Source organism: Paenibacillus sp. F4 (genome assembly GCF_002894905.1).
Lineage (GTDB): Bacteria > Bacillota > Bacilli > Paenibacillales > Paenibacillaceae > Paenibacillus > Paenibacillus polymyxa_B.
Genome location: NZ_POVS01000007.1, coordinates 61,972 through 80,590, shown reverse-complemented (window position 1 = coordinate 80,590; position 18,619 = coordinate 61,972). Strand labels below are relative to the sequence as shown.

Below are 18,619 nucleotides of genomic sequence, written 5' to 3'. Positions count from 1 at the left end.
ATTGAAGGAGGAAACGTCCGTGCGCATCGTATTGTTATGCGGTGGTGCCGGAAAACGGCTATGGCCACTATCCAACGAAATCCGGTCGAAGCTGTTTCTCCGGTTGTTGTCCGCTCCTGACGGGCGAAAGGAATCTATGCTCGGCCGGGTGTACCGTCAGCTTACCTTAGCCGGGCTGGATTCCTCTGCCCTGCTTCTGGCTCATCGGAGTCAGGTAAATCTAGCCTTTCGCCATACAGAAGGTCGTCTGCCCGTTTTAGGCGAACCTGCCAAACGGGGAACCTTCACCGCTGCTGCGCTGGCGGCTGCTTATTTTCACACTAGAGGCATGGGGCTGGATGAAGTTCTCTGCATTGCTCCAGCGGACATGTTTGCAGGGGAGGATTTCTTCCATAGCATAGCAGCGCTCTCCGGCTTATTGCTTGAGAGCGGAGCCGATTTGGCTATGCTTGGGACAAGGCCCACTCATCCCTCCGACCAATACGGCTATGTCGTTCCGGGTCTGCAAATGATACGGGAAGGGAAACCTTCTTATGCGCAAGTTGCCCGCTTCACAGAAAAGCCGGATCATTCCGGGGCACAGCAGCTTATTCATCAGGGTGCGCTGTGGAACTGTGGTATTTACGCTTTTACATTACGGTATATGCTCTCCTGTATGGAGCGAAGTTATTTGCCGCTGAACGATAAAGCATTATGCGCAATGTATGATGGCCTCCCGGTTCGCAGTTTCGACGAGGAGATTGCAGAGCGTGCCGAACATGCCATCGTCCTGCCATACGATGGCGAATGGCACGACATCGGCAACTGGCAGGCTCTAACAGAGCAGCTAAATAGCCAAGTGATCGGGCGTGGACAGATCAGTGGCCAAACTCATGGCACGTACATCGTCAATGAGTTGCCCTATCCACTTCATGTCATTGGTGTAGAAGATATTATTGCAGCTGCGAGCCCCGACGGCATTCTCATAGCTTCCAAGAGCCATGCTCACGCGATCAAGGACCAGCTAGGCAAACTTCAACTACATCCCAAGCATGGCGAAACCTCTTGGGGCAGTTACCGGGTGTTGGACGAATTTGATCATCGGAGTCTGAACGATATACTGGCCATACGGCTGACGGTACTGCCAGATCACCGCTTGAATGGCCGTATTCACGGCAGTGGACTTAAAGTATGGACGATCGTGTCCGGCCGTGGAGAGGTCATGCTGAACGGAGAACGTTTTGCTGCGGCAAGCGGTTCTGTATTTAGCATTCCGGTCGATACGTATCACACGATCCGTGCCGATCTGGATACACCACTGGAGCTGATTGAGGTACGTCTGGGGAACAGCTTAGTGAACGCCTTCTATAAATCCGAGACCTGACAACACATAGATATAATATCAGCACGCCACGGATTCTGAACGAAGGTCGCACATAAAAAATCGCTTCTGAGCAAGGTGAAAAAATCCTTGCTCCAGAAGCGATTTTATTTTGTGATGCAATATTTTCTTGAGGTAACAGTTCTAACCTTGGCAGATAAATAAACCTCGTTGCCTTTGACTATTCCGGCTTCTTTTAAAAAATGCTGGACGATCTCTAACTGATAGTGTATGCGTACTTTCTTGGGAAGGCTCCAACCCGTTTCCACGGTAACCGCGCGTGCACCTAAAATACGGGCTGCAGCAGTGCGGGAGGAACCTGGAAGCTCATGCAACCGAATGTTGAAATGTCGGTCGCTCATCTGGATGGAGCGATTCATTCGCTTAATAATCCGACGAACCGTAGGTACCACCGGATTGGCCTTATTGGAGATTAGCGTTTGACCAAGCACCTTGGCATCTTTTTGTGACAATCCATTGGCCTCATGCAAGTCGAGATACCATCCAGGTTGATGCTTTTGTGTTAATTTAAATAAAGCAGCGGAAAGTGGTTGTGTTGCCAGCTGCTTTTTTTTGCGCGGAAAGGTTCGATTAAGATCAGGTATTCCTCTAATCCGTTTGCGGTAAGCCTCTTGATTTACAATCGGTACAATTATAAGCTTACCATGGCTAAATCGCAGTTTTTGCTGATTCAAAAGCTTTACCAGTTTCTCAGCAGCTCGTATGCTTGCTATTTCTTTACCATGTATCCCCGCTACCACCATCACACACGGACCTTTTTGTCCCCCTGTAGCTATATAATAAGGAGTTGCCCAAGAGCCCTTTCCGAGCATATATCGTTTGACCTGCATCCTCTTCACCTCCGTATAGGCTGCCGGTGTCCTCTCTTCTGTTCTCGCCGACGGATGATTTCACGGTATAGTCTTAAGTAGTTACTGGTCATCTGTTTGTTGGTAAATCTTTGAGTCACATACAAACGCAGCTTCGCTGGTGACGGGTAGTTCTTTTGCTGTGCTTTTCGTGCCATTTGGCTAACCGATTTGCAAATCAACTGCGGAAAACCCGATAGTACCTCGGGGACGGAGCCATTTTTTAATGCCAGCACCGGTGTTCCACAAGCCATGGCCTCAACCATAACGAGTCCGAATGGCTCTTCCCACAGTGTCGGAAACAACAGACACTCTGCATGTTTCAGCAACTTCTGTTTCTGATCGCCTCCTACTGCCCCCACATAGCGTATATTCGGATTGCGCTGAATTCGTTTCTGAATCTCTTTACGGAAAAATTCTGGGGCTTTGATAGGACCTGCAATAAGCAGTCTTTTTCCTGTTCGTTCTGCAACCTGAATGGCCTGCAATACACCTTTATCCCGTATGATTCTGCCCATGAATAGCAAATAGCCGCGCTTCTCACTACTGAACTCGTATTCATGTGTGTTGATACCGTTATAGATATAAAAACCTTTGTCCCTGCCCATCAGCTGACGTGCTCGTTTACTGACATATACCGGGTTTTTACCGTGTCTCTTCACTGGAAGATGAACGGTGCATACTGATGGACAAGGCAGCTTCCTACGCCCCACAGCAGAACGAAAGGTATGATCATGAATGATATGTGTGTCGGAAGGCATATGCCGGAGTACATATTGGGGGATCTGACTATGTTTCAAACCCTTGGGATAGGGAAATAACCGTGCGCTGCTCCTGCTCCCAAGGGCGGCAAAAAGAGATACATGATGCCCTCGTCTCACCAATTCCTCAGTTAATTCATACACGACCTTTTCCGTTCCGCCCTTGTTGGAGGGTACCGGCTGTGCATCGGGATAGTTGGAAATGACCTGAACAATGGTTAGACGCGGTTTTTTGAGTGCTTTATTCTGCTTTGAAGCCATACGAATTCCCCTTCCTGACCGGAAATACGGTGTGATCCTTACGATGTCAACGGGAATCAGAGCATACTCCCGTACAGGTTATAAATTGTAGTATATAGGTATGTATATTTTGCGTGATTGCTTGTGCCAATCGTCTGCAAGTCGCTTTTTGTCATACGAGCCTATCTATAAGTGGAGTCTATACAATTTGTCAAGCCAAAATTAAGGAGAAAATTCTCATCGTTTTCTAATAAATGAGGACAAAGCGTTGGGGTAACAGGTTTGTAGCCATGAGTGGTAAATTCCGGACATTTTATTTGTGTTATTGTCATTTCAGGACATCAACACAATACGAATAACGGAGGAATTTATATATGAAACGTACTTCTAAAAAATTGTGGATGGGTATTTGCTTTACTATGACTTTGGCATTGAGCGCAGGGAGCTTCGTCGTTGGACCAGCCACCACTCATGCCGCTTCGGCAAGTAAAGCTGATCGGATTATTTCTAAAGGCTCCCAGTTTATGGGCGTGCGTTATGAGCATGGAGCCCCAGCGGGCAATTCAAGCTCTTTTGACTGCTCTTCATTCACTCAATATGTATTTGCACAAAATGGCATCAAGCTTCCGCGTTCTTCCAGACAGCAATCAACTGTTGGCACTTTCGTACCGCGTAGTCAGCTGAAAAAAGGCGATTTGGTCTTTTTCTATGCGCCAATTCATCATGTAGCCATTTACATGGGGAACGGCAAAATTCTGCATACGTATGGTAAAGGCGGCGTAACGGTTACAGATCTAAATTCGGGATGGTGGAGTCGCAATTACACAACAGCACGTCGTGTCCTTTAGCATAAATTTTAGATGATTTCCATCCACCGAATGCTTAACTTACAAGTAACAATAAAAAGGGCTGTTCCGCGAGTAGATATTTCTACTGGAGGGACAGCCTTTCCTGTTGTCTTTGGGGCAGCGTGACGATGACTACCGTTCCTTCTCCTTCTACGCTCTCCATGCGTATCGTACCCTGATGGGCATCTGTAATTGCCTTGGCAATTGGCAACCCCAGCCCGGTTCCTCCGGTTTTACGATGTCTGGAGCTATCTACCCGATAAAATCGTTCAAAGACCCGCTTGATCTCGCCCTCAGGTATTCCGATCCCATAATCCTTAACCTGGATATAGACATCCTTTTCATCTGTAGATAACCCTATTTCGATCTCATCCGAGCTGTATTTTAATGCATTATCCAGCAGGATCACTAGCAACTGCTTCATTTTCGTCAGGTTGGCATCCAGCCAGATTTCTTTCTCTTCTGTTAAAATAGAAATTTGACGATCATGTACAGGCTTGAGATGCGCTACTACCTGTTGACAACAACCGATCATTTCGATCCGCTCATGCGGCTCAGGGTCTTTCTGCTGTGAGGAGGCAAGAGTCAGCAACTGCTGTGTCATCGTACGCATTCGCTGAGTTTCTTCATAGATCGACTCAATGGATTCCTTACGAATCTCCTCATCACGCGTACCCCACCGCCGCAGCATGTTGGCATAGCCCTCAATAATCATAAGTGTCGTATTCAGCTCATGTGAGGCATCTGAAACAAACTGCTGCTGACTCTGGAAGCTTTCTTCTAATCTCTCCATCATTCGGTTAAAAGTAGCGGTCATTTGGGACAATTCATCTTGATTGTGATTGCCAGCAGGGATTTTTTTGAATTTCAAGCTTCTTTCAATTTCCTGCATCGTTTGAATACTACTTGAAATCGGCAGCAATATCGCATTCGCCAAAATCGTGCTCCCTACCAAACTTAGCAACATAGCCCCTATAGTTGATGTGATGAGAATCGTATTTAAAATATCGAGATTGGTTTCGAGTGCATCCCATTTTTCTACAATCTCCAGGGTCCCCTTCTGATTACCCTCTGGAGAAAGCACAGGGAGATGGATTACCAGAATTTTATGACCCTGTACATCTGTCAGTTGAGAACTTTGTGAAGTGTTAAAACGTATATCGCCCAGCTTAAAGCGGGACTGGCGACTTACTTCATACAGAAGTCGGGATTGCTCATCAAACACTCTTAGAGTGGTGTCTCCAGAAAGCTCATCTTTCAGTTTGGGGCCCCATGCATTCTTTAGAATCATCGTGGGTCCTGTTTCGGCAATGATTTCAGTCCATTTATTTTGCAGCACTTCTCTTTCATTTCGCGTAGCGATTTTGACGAACAATAGGTGAACTGTAACATCCACAAACAGGAGTATCGACATCACTAAAATAGAACTGAGCAGTGTTATTTTGGTCCGAAGCTTCACTAGTCTTCCTCCCGAATGCAGTACCCAACGCCGCGCACGGTTTTTATCAATTTCTTTTTGTATCCATGATCAATTTTTTTGCGAACATACCGGATATACACATCTACGACATTCGTATCACCGACAAAATCAAATCCCCACACGTCCTGAATCATTTGATCCCGCTGCAATACCTGATTTTTGTGCTCCATCAGATAAAGAAGCAGATCATATTCTTTTGGCGTCAGTTCGATTCGATTGCCCTCCCGCACCACTAACCGTGTCTTGCGTTCCAACACCAAGCTGTCCACTTGGAGCCTAGACGGCGGCCTATCCTCTTCCTGTAAAGCGGTAGCTGTTGGCTCCATTTGATGCCTCATACTGGCCCGCATCCGCGCTAATAACTCCTCGATCTCAAAAGGCTTCGTAATGTAATCATTGGCACCTTCATCCAGACCTGAAACCTTATCAGGAGTCGTGTTACGTGCAGTGACCATAATCACTGGTGTATGATTGTCCACTTTTCGAATCTGCTTTAGCACCTCGACCCCGTTCATCTCTGGCAGCATTACATCCAGAATGATGATATCCCATGTACCAGCTAGAGCTTTTTCCAATCCTTCTCTGCCCGTCTGTGCGATTTCAACTGCATATCCTTCATGGGATAACTCCAACTGAAGCAATCTGGATATCTTCTCTTCATCATCAATAACCAGCACCGACTTTTCCATCGCAAAACCACCTATTTTCTATAGAAAAAACAAATGAGTAATGGAAATGACATTCATTTTTTATTTGATTTTAAGCCTTTATCCGTGTAGTCGCTCTATAATATAACTTTATTATTCAATTTTTTGATGTTAAGGAGTAATTTATTCATGTTAATTAATGTAGACTATGCTTTATTTCACTGGATCAATGAACTGGCTAATTCCCTCGCCTTTTTGAATGGAACCATGCGTTTCTTGGCGCAATATGCACCGTATTTATTCGGAGTGGCTTTGCTGATTTACTGGTTCACTTTTAAAATGCCGCATCGGATGATGGTTTTAGAAGCCGTCATAACGGTTTGTATCGGCTTTGTGATTAGTTGGGGTCTTGGACATTTGTTTTACAGAGATCGGCCTTTTGTCGGACATTCAGTCATTCAGCTTATTCATCATGATCCCAATGCTTCATTCCCGAGTAACCATGCCCTTGGATCGTTTGCTCTGGCTGCCATTTTATGGCTTCATCATCAAAAATTTCGTGTCCTCTGGGTTATCTTGGCTGTACTCATCGCAGTATCCCGCGTGTGGACCGGAGTGCATTATCCCACGGATATTTTGGCAGGTGCACTTATTGGTGCAGGTTGTGCCGTCGGCGTTCATCAATTCATTCGAAGCCGGAAGCTTCCTGGCATCTTCATGCAGGCGGCTATTATATTTTATGAAAAATGGGAGCAGAAGCTGGGGCTCAAGCCTGGTGAACAGGCCAGAACTAAGATGACTGAACACACTTCCTCTGTCCAAATGAAAAGCAGACGCTAAAGCGTCTGCTTTTTTATAAGCTTTATTATTTATGCTACCCGTTATGCTGTCGATTTGGAGCGAAGTGGCAGCATTCGTCGTTCTTCGTACCGCTGATAAAACCAAATACAAGCCGCCATCCAGCAGCCACTCATAAAATAGCCACCCACAACGTCGCTCGGATAATGTACGCCCAAATAAATGCGGCTCGTCCCGATTGCTACAATCAGTAGGCTGCTGAGTACAATAAGAAGGATACGCCCCAGTCTAGAAGGAACATGCTTCCACACTAAAAATGTCAGCGCCGCGTACATGCTGAAAGCTGTCATGGAATGTCCGCTTGGAAAGCTGTATCCATTCTCTTCAATAATACGGTTAATCTCCGGTCTCGCACGCTGAAAAAGCAACTTCAGTATCGTATTCAGCATTACCGATCCCAATACACCAGCCGCCAAAAAAAGCAGTTCTCTGCGGTGTCCCAATACTCTATAGAGCACGAACATGACAATTAAAATGATGATCACAACTGGAATCCCGCTGCCTATCATGGTAAAAAATTTCATTAGACGGGTCATGGCGGGCGACTCCAGTTGTCCAATAGCCGAAATAATTTCCTGGTCAAAATACCGAACTTGATGGTCACTCACCCATAATGCGATTAAGCCAAAACCGAGTGCACATACTATACATGTGAGCAGAGCCAAGGAAATGGGCAGCTTTGTTGATGTTTGCTTCATTTTCTATAGTTCCTCCATAATATTCATTGCGTGATAAAACAAAGTTCAGCATTAGCTTACATATAGGTCTTACTTTGCCCACTTTTCTCTTATCATTTCATTAAAAGAATTAGGTGCATCCCCCACATGTTGAAACCCGTTTTTTAGAAAAATGTCGGGACCAGGCGCCCATGAGGCATCCCTGTTGGTATATAGCCCGGTGCTTTTTGCATGCTTCTCATGCAATAGCATCCGTCCTCCTTATTTGATTATCATACCATTCTATGGACGTGGTTGAAGTTCTCATATATAACCTCTCCCAACTTTAAGAATCATTTTATAAAACAAGGATTTCATATTGACTACAAAATCACAAGCGGAATGTAGCGAAAAAAGCAACAAAAAAGGACGCCATTCAAGCCCTATAACGGCTCGAATGACATCCTAACATTACACGTAACGTACTGCAAACGTACTTCCCAAGTTAAACAAACATCATCTTCTATTTAGGTTGGTGTGACTTCTCCAAGTTTAACCTTACTCTCTGCTTCCTCTATTGGATAGCGTCTGCGGAACCACAGCGACTGAAGCAGCAAAAAGGTGCCGCTTACTGTCCAATATAATGGCATGGCAGCAGGGGCATTGAAGGAAAAGACCGCCATCATAATCGGTGAAAGATAGCCCATGATCGCAAATTGCTTGCGCTGGTCAGGCGTCATCTGAAGCTGAGAAAGCTTGGCCTGTGCCAAGTATACAACTGCGACGACGATTGCCAAAATCCAGTCCGGCTGTCCGAGCCGGAACCATAGGAAGGAGTGAGACGCCAACTCCGGGGTTAAGCGGATTGCAGTGTACATACCGCTCAAGATCGGGAGCTGAATGAGAATAGGCAGACAACCGATATTAAGCGGATTGAATTGATGCTCTTTATAAAGCGACATCATTTCCTGCTGCATACTCTGCTGGCTGGTGGTATCTTTCTTGTTTTCATACTTCTTCTTAATTCGGTCCAAGTCGGGCTGCATGGCGCTCATCTTACGCTTCATCCCCTGCTGGGCACGCGTTTGACGCATCATAAGAGGCAGTAAGGCCAGCCGGACAATGAATGTCAAAGTCATAATCGCCAGCCCAAAGCTTCCACCAAACCATTGCGCCAATTGCTGAATAAGCCAAGAAAGCGGGAACACCACGTAATGATTAAAAAATCCCGGTGTCTGTGCATTTATCTCCGCAGCATTCGCACCACAACCAGACAGCAGCATGACCACCGCCAACGCTACCATTAATCCAAATATCCGTTCTTTTTTACCCCAAAAGGTGAATCCCTTGAATCGTTTCATATGTTCCTCCTCGTTGATTGGCTGTGCCATCGTTCAACGAGGGAGAACAATCGGATGCATCTTCATCCGGCGCTTCCTTACGCCGGATATGTCGGGCCAGCCGGACAGGCATGTCCTGTCCACGGGCAGACATCGGCATCTGTGGAGAAGCATGAGACCTTACGGGCCCGCCTTCGACCCAGCATTCGGGTACATTGCCGTGCAAATGAGCGAGATACGTATAAGTCACTGTGCACAGTAAGCCGATTGTAAATAAATAAGGGAGTAGGTCCTGAAGCTCAAACAAGGGATTCACCTCCTTCGGTTTGTTGCCACAATTATAGCACGAAAACCGGACAAGCGACTAATCTTTAATTAGAGATACAGGTTGGACACAAGTAACTGAATTTAAGGATTTATGCTCAAAACAACCAAAATGCAAACACAACATGAAACTTTTGGGTTTATTTACAGTCTAATCAAAGGTGACTTTCTGAAATCCTTACCCCCTATTAACCATTAAAGGAGCCAACGCGTATGAGAAAAACGATACATAGCACATTGTTTACAGGATTGGCGTTAGCCAGCATTGGGCTGCCATTAATCAGCGATGGATTCACTGAAAAGGCAAGTGCAGAACAATCTGCAGTCTCCATGAGTAACAGCACTTATAGCACCGCAATCCAAGCACCTGTAATCAAACCTTCCTGGTCTTTTCCCGTTATCCCAATCGATAGAAACCGATATCCAGATCAGGCGGTAGCAATAGTGGAAAACGGTAAGGTGTTCGCGGTTGACTCGAACCATAGACTGGTTGCCCTTGAGGCCAGTTCGGGTCGGAAATTGTGGCAATATGGTGATCAGCTTACCCCTGTTTTAACGTACAACAAAGGTATCATCTACGGAATGACACGAAGCGGTTCTATCTATGCCGTTACAGAAGCTGGCAAGAAAGTGTGGTCCACTCCGCTGGGATTTACTGAAGCATATGGTATTCAGCACATTGGTCCAACTATATATATTATGCAATCGGTGCAAACGGCTGCCATTGATGCTGTCAGTGGCAAGGTGAAGTGGAAAATCAGTGAGGATAAGAACTCATACAGTGGTTTGGGCGAAATAATGGAAACTGACGGTGTGCTTATCCGCAACTATAATGTACAGGGCAGCCTGACCTTTGAACAGATTAATGCCTATGACGCTAAAACCGGCAAAAAGCTTTGGGACAGCTTTAGAACTTCCTTTCCACTGGCGGTTAAAGACGGGATCGTATACTCTGTTGCCAACACGTTTATGATTGATGATGACCCGGTAAACCATAAAGTTACAATCGCACAGTACGACCTCAAGACAGGTAAATCCAAAGGAGATCGTCAGTATCGCTGGACCGAGCCTGAAAATAAAGACGGTGTCTACCGATCTGGAGGTGTATATGGTTCTGCTTTTTTGTACGGCAAAGATCTTTATGTCTTTCAGGGAGAGACACTAGCTTCCTATGATTTTTGGAACTACAAGCCAGACAGCAAACCTGCTCGCAAGTGGGCGCAAAATGGCTATGATCAACTTGTTCCTTTATTGTCTATTCATGAAGGTCGCATGTTCTACCAAGATTTTAGTACATCCAGACTGACTGCTATGAAGCTGTCCTCAGGTCAATTCATTCATTACGACGGCGATAATCCGACCGTTCAAGCTGACGTATTCGGTAAAGGAGTCTATGTCGGGCAATCAGATGGCGTATTTCATGGCTATGATTTGATGAGCTTAAAGCCCGTGTTTGCTGTCAACACAGGCTCACGCTCCTTCGGTCCAACGCTCAAATCCGGTGGAATGATATTTATTCAAAGCGGAAACCGTCTGCTTGGCGTCAAGCTCCCTGCTTCTTTAAAATAAGGCCAAAGATTTCAAGCAGCATTCTCGCTGGAACAGCAAAAGGTTAACGGATAGCAAGCATACGATTCAATGCTAGTACAGCATCCTGTCTGATCTGAGCATCCACACGAATCACACCCACAGGCTCACCCCGATCAAACTGCTCCATTGCCCACAGCAAATGGGGAAGATCGATCCGGTTCATGGTCAGACAGGGACACATATCGGGATTGAGCGATTCAATCTGCTGTTCAGGGTACTGCTGCTTGATTCGTTGCACGAGATTCATTTCTGTGCCAACAGCCCATTGGGTTCCCGGCTCTGCCGCGCGAATGGTATCGATGATGAATTTTGTGGAGCCCGCGCAATCTGCGAGCTGTACGACCTCATAAGAGCATTCGGGGTGAACGATGACCCGGACGTTCTTATCACGCTCCCGGACATTGCGAATATGATCTACTGTAAACTTTTCATGAACAGAGCAATGCCCTTTCCATAAAATAATTTTTACAGTTGCCGGGTCTTGTTCAGTCTCAAGCTGATCTGTCATTGGATTCCACACGGCCATTTCATTTAGCGGAATTCCAAGATCGTAAGCTGTATTGCGACCTAAATGCTGATCCGGCAAAAACAAAATACGTTCCTTTTGCTTCAGCGCCCACTCCAGCACTTGCTTAGCATTCGAAGAAGTCACGGTAGCCCCGCCATGCCGTCCTACAAAGGCTTTGATCTCTGCTGTGGAATTTACATACGTTAACGGAATGATCGTATCTCCTACCAACTCCTGTAAATGCTTCCATGCTCGTTCTGTCTGCTCCACATTCGCCATATCTGCCATCGAGCAGCCTGCACGCATATCCGGCAGGACAACAGTCTGTCGATCAGTAGTCAGCATATCCGCTGTCTCCGCCATAAAATGTACCCCACAAAATACAATAAACTCTGCTTCCTGATTTTGTGCAGCCATTTGAGCAAGCTGTAGAGAATCTCCTGTTATATCAGCAAACTGAATAACCTCGTCCTTCTGATAGTGGTGGCCCGGTATGAGCAGCTTGGGTCCCCATTTTTGTTTCAGCTCGACTACTCGCTGCTCCATGTCAGCAACTGTCAGTGTCTTATAATGCTCTGGCATAAGCCCTCGGTTTCCTTGTAAAACGTCAAGCATAGACATTAGAATCCCTCCATATCGATGCGGCTGATCGTTCCCGCTCTCACGAACAGATAACCGCTTTGTGTACATACATGTTTACAAGTGTCTTGACACTTATATTTACACATGCCTACAATAATCTCAAGAGTTTTTGAATGGAATTATTTTAAGCAGGGAGGATTTGGTGTGATTTATCTGGACTATGCCGCTTCCACACCTATGTGTGGCGAAGCTTTAAATATGTATAACGTATTAAATAAGGAAATGTTCGGAAATGCCAGCAGCCTCCATGATGCGGGCGGTCAAGCAGCCTACACGCTAGATTACAGCAGGCAACGAATAGCAAATATGATTGGCGGGCAAAAGGAAGGCATCTATTTTACAACCGGGGGAACAGAATCCAATATGTTGGTTGTGCAATCGATCCTGAACGGGTTACCGCAGCATAAAAAGCATTGGATCATGAGCGCTTTGGAACATCACTCGATGTACAACCTTGCTACTTTGCTGGAACGTCAGGGCTATGAACTGACCATTGTGCAACCGGATCGGGAAGGACGAATGACTCGCGAAGCTCTTTTACCTCACCTGAGAGAAGACACCGGACTTGTCTCCGTACAACACGCTAATTCGGAAACGGGACTGGTTCAGGACCTTGCTGCCTTATCTCCCCTGCTACGCGAACGGGGTATTTTGCTGCACAGTGATGCGGTACAGACATTTGGAAATATTCTCGTAGATGTAGAAGCCATGGGAGTAGATGCACTCTCTGTATCGAGCCATAAAGTGTATGGCCCCAAAGGTGTCGGTGCTGCATATCTCAAACCGGGAACCCCATGGCGTCCCGTGTACCCTGATACACTACATGAAAACGGATTTCGTCCTGGAACGGTTAATGTTCCCGGGATTGCAGCCTTTGTCGCGGCGGCAGAAATGATGACCGAACAGATGGAGTCGCATCAGGAGCGATATACTACCCTGAGAAGACACTTTATTACGAAAATTCAGGAAAGATCCATTCCGTTACGTTGGGCCGTACAGGAAAGCGAGAATAAAGCAGTGCTTCATCATATAGTAGGATGTTTTTTTCACGGTTACGAGGGACAATATGTTATGCTGGAATGTAATCGCAGAGGTGTCTGTATATCAACTGGAAGCGCATGTGCTGCCGGACACCACGATCCTTCGCCTGCCTTACAGGCGCTTGGAGCATCCGGCCGTGAAGCGTTACAATTTATCCGTGTTTCTTTCGGAAGAACGACCACCATCGAGGAATTGAATGTATTGGTAGATATTTTGACAGACCTGACGCATCGAAAAGAAAGGAGCTTATCCCGTTGACTGAATCTTTAAAACGGTCAGGTACGGATCGCCGCGAACAGCTACTGTTGTGGCTCAAGAGCGAATCACCACTGACCGGGAGCGAACTGGCGCGCAGATCCTCCGTCTCCCGACAAGTAATTGTACAGGATATTTCCCTGTTAAAAGCAAGCCAAGAGCCTATCCTTGCAACGAGTCAAGGGTACATTTATATGGAGCCTGCGAGTCAGGCAACTCCCTTAGCCTCACGTATTATTGTGTGTAAACATCGACCTGAACAGACAGAAGAGGAACTAAAGCTGATTGTGGACTATGGTGTAAGTGTGCAGGATGTTATTGTTGAGCATCCGGTATACGGGGATCTGACTGCTCCGATCCGGGTTGGAACTCGCAAGGAAGTGGACGATTTTATCCGTAAAATCAGCTCCACCCAGGCCACTTATTTGTCCCAGCTGACGGGAGGCATCCACCTGCATACCTTGAATGCCTCGGATGAAGATAAAATTAATGATGCCTGCGCTGCATTGGAGCAAGCAGGCTTCCTGATGACGGACTAACTTAGTACGCTATAGCGGAGTAAAGAAAATCCTGTCCAGTATGTGGAGTGCAACTGCGCTCCACATGGACGGTATGTAAGCAGCGAGAAATAAAAATCCCGGCCCCCTCATATAAGGGAATCGGGAATGAACTATGTGAGCTTAATTTCAAGTAGCTCATATTTAATTACAGCCATGGGTGCATCCACATGAATGATACTGCCCACTTCTTTTCCCAAAAGTGCCTTACCTAAAGGACTTTCATAGGAAATTTTGTTATCAAGAACATCCGCCTCAGCAGGACTTACAATTTTGTATTCCATCTTCTCCGAAAATTCGATGTCATTCAGAATGACAGTCGATCCGATACTAACGGTTCTAAGGTCTAAATTACTCTCATCCACGACCCGGGCTTTGGTCAGCATCTTCTCCAATATGAGAATGCGGGTTTCCATAAACGCTTGGTCGTCCTTGGCTGAGTGATACTCACTATTTTCTTTCAAATCGCCGTAACTGATAGCCAACTTAAGGCGTTCGGCTAGCTCCTTGCGTTTTACGGTCTTCAGTTCCTTAAGCTCATCCTCCAGCTTGGCCAGTCCCTCTTTAGTTAACAATACTTCTTCATTCGACATATTTTATCTACAACTCCTATTTCAGCATTTTGCTTAATTCCAATTCAACGCTCAAAAATACAATAAACGAACTAAACCGTTTCAGTCTAAACATTGCTGATTGAAAACGCTCCTGGGATTTATGCAAATGCTCATTTGGCTTGCTTTATTGTAGTTTACTCTAAATCGGACCAACATGCGAAATAAATTACTGGATAACAGTAGCCAACTGCCTTCAGCCAGGGTGATTCTTATAGTAACCAATGCTCTCTTATTCGCATATCGTATGATCATAACGTATATTGATGAGCACATGGAGTGCCGCTGTCCTTGTCTCGAATTTTGTGAAAATCAGGCAGGAGCAGTATATGGCGGGAGGAAGATTCAATGGCTTCCTTAGGAAAGAATGGTAATGGGAACGGGAATCGTAAATCCAAATCCCCCCTCAACGGTCAAAAGAAAAATGGATTAAACAGTAATTCGGCTATCTTTTCTGCGCTTCAAGGAAAAAATGTGGAGGTCCTCGTGGCAGCCCTCCTACTAACAGGAAAACTAAACGTCGATTCCGTGACTTTATACAGACAAGCAACATTGTTTTTAGGACTCACAGGAAAATACAAAACACTAGCATCCACTCCATCCAATGTCGATAATATGGTGAAATTTTTAAATGATAACGGGAATATGACACTGGACCAGGTGATACAAGCCTTTTCACAGAAAATAAATAATTAACAAGTGGCGAAAGGAGACTTATGCGGTGAGTGAGTTTGATGGAGAATATTTTGCAGAGGTTGTCATTATTGTGATTCTAGTTGCCATGTTCTTCTATGGCTCCTCAGATATAGAGGGACTTTCCGCTTCGCCAACCCAATCATAAATGATAATTCCCGCTTCGAAAAAAAATAAAAAAGCATCTATAGACTCTCACGAGGTCAATAGATGCTCTTACTTTTTAACGGCCCATCGTTTCTACTTAATGGCCCTTTACTTCTACACTTATCGTTTGACTAGAAACTTCTCCTGAAGCATTGACTAACTCGGCCCGATACTCATATGTACCCGGCTTTTGATTTTGGATGTTAGTGACTGCGCTTTGGGCCTGCGGGCTTTTGCTTGGAAGATCCTGGGCGTCGATCAGTTCTCCATTTTCATATAAGTTGTATTTTGTCGCATTCGTGCCCCACCACATGTTCATTGTAAGGGTGTAGGTGCCGTCACCGTCCCAATTGTCATGAGACAGCACTGGAATGCCAGGGGAAGCATCGGTCACTTCGACAGTTAACGGGTCGCTGGTCGTTTTACCAGAAGCGTTGATCAGTTCTGCAGTATACGTGTAGGTACCATTGGTCTTGCGTGTAACAGGAATGACTGCATGCTGTGCTCCAGGGGATGCGGCTTGCAACGATTGGGTGCCAATCAGCTTGTCGTTTTCATACAACTTGAGCTCATCACCATTCATACCCCACCACAGATTCATGGTGATGTTGTAGTTGCCATCCTTCAGCCCGGTGTCCTGCCCGTTATCATGCGACAGCACAGGTTTTCCCGGCACATCACCTACAGCAGTCTTTTCGACTCTAACGGTTACAGGATTGGATACCACTGTTTGACCGTCCAAGGTGACGCTGGCTGTAATCTCCGCGCTCCCCTCTTTGAGGGCCTTAAGTTCTCCATACGTATCCAGCGAAACGGATTCATGACTGCTGATATACTGAACAGAAGCGCGGCTTAAATCAGCTTCGCTGCCATCTGTCAGCGTACCCTTGAGATGTGTCGCTGCCGTATCCCCAATGTTGAGGGTCGTTTGGTCCAGTGAAAGCTCTACTTCCTGCAAAGCTGCGCCTGCCTGAGCTGAAAAATCATCCAGTCCACGCGGTTTTAACTGATAATTCCCCTTGAAAATCGCCGAAATTCCCTTCAGCTTCACTTGCTGTCCTTCTTGATATGGAAAAGATGTCCGAGTTAAGCCTGTACGTGCATCGACGCGCACATGGTGACTTACTTCACCAGATACTGCATCAAATTCAAACGAACCTACGGGAGTCGCGTCTATCACATTACGAATCATTGCCGTAGGAAGCTCAACCAACTGTCCTTGGTTCGCATCACTGAGTTCGGTGACTTGTACAGCTTCCGGAAGTTGTCCTTCTCCCGTTTTTTCAATTGCCACTGGATCGGTTAACTCTAGCTCACTATTATACAGTGCCAAGCTTCCTGTAAGCTTTACTCGATCCCCTTGGTGAAAGCCGCTTTGGTTCTGATATACATAAATACCGCCACTTTCATCCTGCATGTAAAAGGCTTGACCACCGAATGCACCTGGTTCTGTCGTCACAACACCCTCTAAGGTCACGACTTTGCCAGCCGGGAAACTCCGTGCTTCTGCGACACTGGTACGAGCTGGAACCGTATTGCCTTCCTCAGGCAACGGCTGGGCCGGGACATCAGCCAGCACGACGGATTGGGTCAGCAGATTGCTGCCGTTTTGCCTCAGTCTAAGATTAGCGGAACCACTGGTTCCCGGCTTGATCCGCACCGTCAAATCCTTATAGGCATGACCTTTGCCGTTGGACTCCAGGCTAAATGTTCCGCTATAGCCGTAAGAGGTTGGCCAGCTTCCATCCGGATTTTGAATTTGGGCTACTTGATTGCCGCCCGCTACATAAATACCTGTGCTGAATCCGCTAATCGTGCTGTTAGGAGCCAGTTGGTCGGCAGTAACCCGAATTTGAAATGGCTGTGCATTGGGCAGCTGCTCTTGACGAACGATGCTGTACACTGGTTGCGCACTGGCTGTAGATCCGCCATAGGACCCTGCTTTGAAAGTTCGCTGATCCCACCATTTGTAGCCAGCTGCGGGAGCGGACCAAGGCTCGGCTTGTGGTTCCGTGGAAGTCTGTGGCTCTTCAAAAGGCAGTAATGCTGTCGGCTGGTCCAGCTGTAAGCTTTTCACTTCCGTCAGGCTGGTATACTCCTCCTTCTCGGACAACCAGTCTACGATATTGACCAGTAACACGGCGTCATCCTGTTCCTTAAAGCCGTCATACGTTGTCTTCTTGGTTCCTGTCTCTTCGCGCAAATATTTTGGCGTTGCATCTTCGACAGGAGACGAGTCCCCAATGAAAGCAGCTTTGCCTAATCCTACTTTCGATACAGCTGCATAAGGTCCTTCCGGAATGCCGCCTCCGTTATAAACGCCCTGATCTACCGCGTTGCCCCAAGCCTGATTGGTTTTAGGAAGATATACGATTCCCTTGGCTTTCGCTGGGTCGATAATTGCAAGTGTTGATCCTGCATGCATTGCCACATTGCTCACTCCAGCTGTAATGCCGAACGCCTGCGCTGGCTCGACAATCTGATTGGCCGTGATATCGCCTAATGCATTGTAGCGAAAGCGCACACCAAACTGGCTGCCCAGCCAATCTGAGCTGACTACGCCCTGCATTGCTGCCGAGCTTTTTTCTTCCGCACTCATTCCCTTCGCAGGGTCTTCCCATGCACCACGACGATAGCCATTAATGCTCTCCGATCCGTCCCAGCGATTCTTGTTGCGGTCCGCGTTATAATGATCTCCAATGAAAAAAATACTATTGCCTGCTTTTACATACTGCTCCATTGCAGTCTGTTCGCTCTGTTTAAAAGGAATATTCGGCTCTGCAGTAACAAATACATCATAATTCTTTAGATCATTGTAAGTAATAGGCGTAGATTGGCGAAGCTCGTGTACATCATAGCCATTACTCGCGAGGGCTTGGCCGAAGTCTGAAAATCCACCATCAATCACCCAATCTGCTGCGCCAGCTGTCTGTCCATGTGTATTATCAAACAGCACTTTTTTACCAGCGTTCTCATTGACCACTTTCGCTGCAATGAAGGGGGCTGGGTCCGCCGGACCTTCTGCCCGTGCCGGTTGCATGCTGCCCGCAACACCAGCGTACAACGATAAAGTGAAAACCATAGCAGTTGCGTATTTGAAGCTACGGGATGTAAAACGACGAAAGATTCCCATTCTTTTCCTCCTGTTTGTTGGTTTAAAGCCCCTCTGGGGGGCATCAGATACAAATTTTA

At 46.4% G+C, this 18,619-nt stretch carries 17 protein-coding genes; 7 read left to right on the top strand and 10 right to left on the bottom strand.

The genetic code is table 11. The features are described from left to right. The first annotated feature begins 19 nt into the window (after positions 1 to 19). Positions 20 to 1,363 carry a sugar phosphate nucleotidyltransferase gene (locus C1T21_RS05410; RefSeq protein WP_103047517.1) on the top strand — a complete coding sequence of 448 codons (1,344 nt, stop codon included), beginning with the start codon at positions 20 to 22 and terminating at the stop codon, positions 1,361 to 1,363. 104 nt (positions 1,364 to 1,467) lie between these two features. Here the strand turns inward: C1T21_RS05410 and C1T21_RS05405 are convergent, their stop codons facing one another. Both C1T21_RS05405 and C1T21_RS05400 read right to left on the bottom strand, forming a co-directional pair. Next, a complete protein-coding gene (locus tag C1T21_RS05405; RefSeq protein ID WP_103047516.1) occupies positions 1,468 to 2,211 on the bottom strand; it encodes a succinylglutamate desuccinylase/aspartoacylase family protein in 744 nt (247 codons plus the stop codon). A 5-nt stretch (positions 2,212 to 2,216) separates the two neighbouring features. Beyond that, positions 2,217 to 3,251 carry a glycosyltransferase family 4 protein gene (locus C1T21_RS05400; RefSeq protein ID WP_103047515.1) on the bottom strand — a complete coding sequence of 345 codons (1,035 nt, stop codon included), beginning with the start codon at positions 3,249 to 3,251 and terminating at the stop codon, positions 2,217 to 2,219. 353 nt (positions 3,252 to 3,604) lie between these two features. On the opposite strand from C1T21_RS05400, the gene C1T21_RS05395 reads away from it, so the two are divergent. Further along, entirely contained in the window at positions 3,605 to 4,078 is a 474-nt protein-coding gene (locus C1T21_RS05395) for a C40 family peptidase (protein WP_103047514.1), read from the top strand. 82 nt (positions 4,079 to 4,160) lie between these two features. On the opposite strand, the gene C1T21_RS05390 is transcribed toward C1T21_RS05395, so the two are convergent. Both C1T21_RS05390 and C1T21_RS05385 read right to left on the bottom strand, forming a co-directional pair. Beyond that, the gene (locus tag C1T21_RS05390; protein WP_103047513.1) at positions 4,161 to 5,537 is read right to left on the bottom strand and encodes a sensor histidine kinase; all 1,377 of its coding nucleotides are present in this window, start codon (positions 5,535 to 5,537) and stop codon (positions 4,161 to 4,163) included. Continuing rightward, the gene (locus C1T21_RS05385) at positions 5,537 to 6,247 is read right to left on the bottom strand and encodes a response regulator transcription factor (RefSeq protein ID WP_103047512.1); all 711 of its coding nucleotides are present in this window, start codon (positions 6,245 to 6,247) and stop codon (positions 5,537 to 5,539) included. The genes C1T21_RS05390 and C1T21_RS05385 overlap by 1 nt, the downstream gene beginning before the upstream one ends. Before the next feature lie 147 nt (positions 6,248 to 6,394). Here C1T21_RS05385 and C1T21_RS05380 point away from each other — a divergent pair, with 147 nt between their 5' ends. Further along, positions 6,395 to 7,045: an undecaprenyl-diphosphatase gene (locus C1T21_RS05380; RefSeq protein WP_103047511.1), complete on the top strand. Its 651-nt coding sequence runs from the start codon at positions 6,395 to 6,397 to the stop codon at positions 7,043 to 7,045. Between the two features lie 41 nt (positions 7,046 to 7,086). On the opposite strand, the gene C1T21_RS05375 is transcribed toward C1T21_RS05380, so the two are convergent. The 3 genes from C1T21_RS05375 to C1T21_RS05360 form a co-directional block, all read right to left on the bottom strand. Next, positions 7,087 to 7,761, bottom strand: coding sequence for a phosphatase PAP2 family protein (locus C1T21_RS05375; protein ID WP_103047510.1), 675 nt, complete (start codon positions 7,759 to 7,761; stop codon positions 7,087 to 7,089). Positions 7,762 to 8,246: 485 nt separating this feature from the next. Further along, positions 8,247 to 9,080, bottom strand: a complete 834-nt coding sequence (gene yidC, locus C1T21_RS05365) for a membrane protein insertase YidC (protein ID WP_103047509.1) — start codon at positions 9,078 to 9,080, stop codon at positions 8,247 to 8,249. Then, complete coding sequence (locus C1T21_RS05360) at positions 9,046 to 9,375, bottom strand: hypothetical protein (RefSeq protein ID WP_223830783.1); 330 nt, start codon at positions 9,373 to 9,375, stop codon at positions 9,046 to 9,048. The genes yidC and C1T21_RS05360 overlap by 35 nt, the downstream gene beginning before the upstream one ends. A gap of 221 nt (positions 9,376 to 9,596) precedes the next feature. Between C1T21_RS05360 and C1T21_RS05355 the strand changes: the two genes are divergently transcribed. Beyond that, a complete protein-coding gene (locus C1T21_RS05355) occupies positions 9,597 to 10,952 on the top strand; it encodes an outer membrane protein assembly factor BamB family protein (RefSeq protein WP_103047508.1) in 1,356 nt (451 codons plus the stop codon). Between the two features lie 43 nt (positions 10,953 to 10,995). Here the strand turns inward: C1T21_RS05355 and nadA are convergent, their stop codons facing one another. Further along, a complete protein-coding gene (gene nadA / locus C1T21_RS05350) occupies positions 10,996 to 12,102 on the bottom strand; it encodes a quinolinate synthase NadA (RefSeq protein WP_103047507.1) in 1,107 nt (368 codons plus the stop codon). Positions 12,103 to 12,267: 165 nt separating this feature from the next. Between nadA and C1T21_RS05345 the strand changes: the two genes are divergently transcribed. Beyond that, entirely contained in the window at positions 12,268 to 13,422 is a 1,155-nt protein-coding gene (locus C1T21_RS05345) for an IscS subfamily cysteine desulfurase (protein WP_103047506.1), read from the top strand. Continuing rightward, entirely contained in the window at positions 13,419 to 13,958 is a 540-nt protein-coding gene (locus C1T21_RS05340) for a transcription repressor NadR (RefSeq protein ID WP_039274627.1), read from the top strand. The genes C1T21_RS05345 and C1T21_RS05340 overlap by 4 nt, the downstream gene beginning before the upstream one ends. Positions 13,959 to 14,089: 131 nt before the next feature. Here C1T21_RS05340 and greA read toward each other — a convergent pair whose 3' ends face one another. Then, on the bottom strand, positions 14,090 to 14,569 hold the full coding sequence (gene greA / locus C1T21_RS05335; protein WP_013310174.1) for a transcription elongation factor GreA: 480 nt from the start codon (positions 14,567 to 14,569) through the stop codon (positions 14,090 to 14,092). Positions 14,570 to 14,935: 366 nt separating this feature from the next. On the opposite strand from greA, the gene C1T21_RS05330 reads away from it, so the two are divergent. Then, positions 14,936 to 15,283, top strand: a complete 348-nt coding sequence (locus C1T21_RS05330) for a hypothetical protein (RefSeq protein ID WP_025721144.1) — start codon at positions 14,936 to 14,938, stop codon at positions 15,281 to 15,283. A gap of 241 nt (positions 15,284 to 15,524) precedes the next feature. Here the strand turns inward: C1T21_RS05330 and C1T21_RS05325 are convergent, their stop codons facing one another. After that, complete coding sequence (locus tag C1T21_RS05325; RefSeq protein WP_103047505.1) at positions 15,525 to 18,560, bottom strand: endonuclease; 3,036 nt, start codon at positions 18,558 to 18,560, stop codon at positions 15,525 to 15,527. Positions 18,561 to 18,619: the final 59 nt, after the last annotated feature.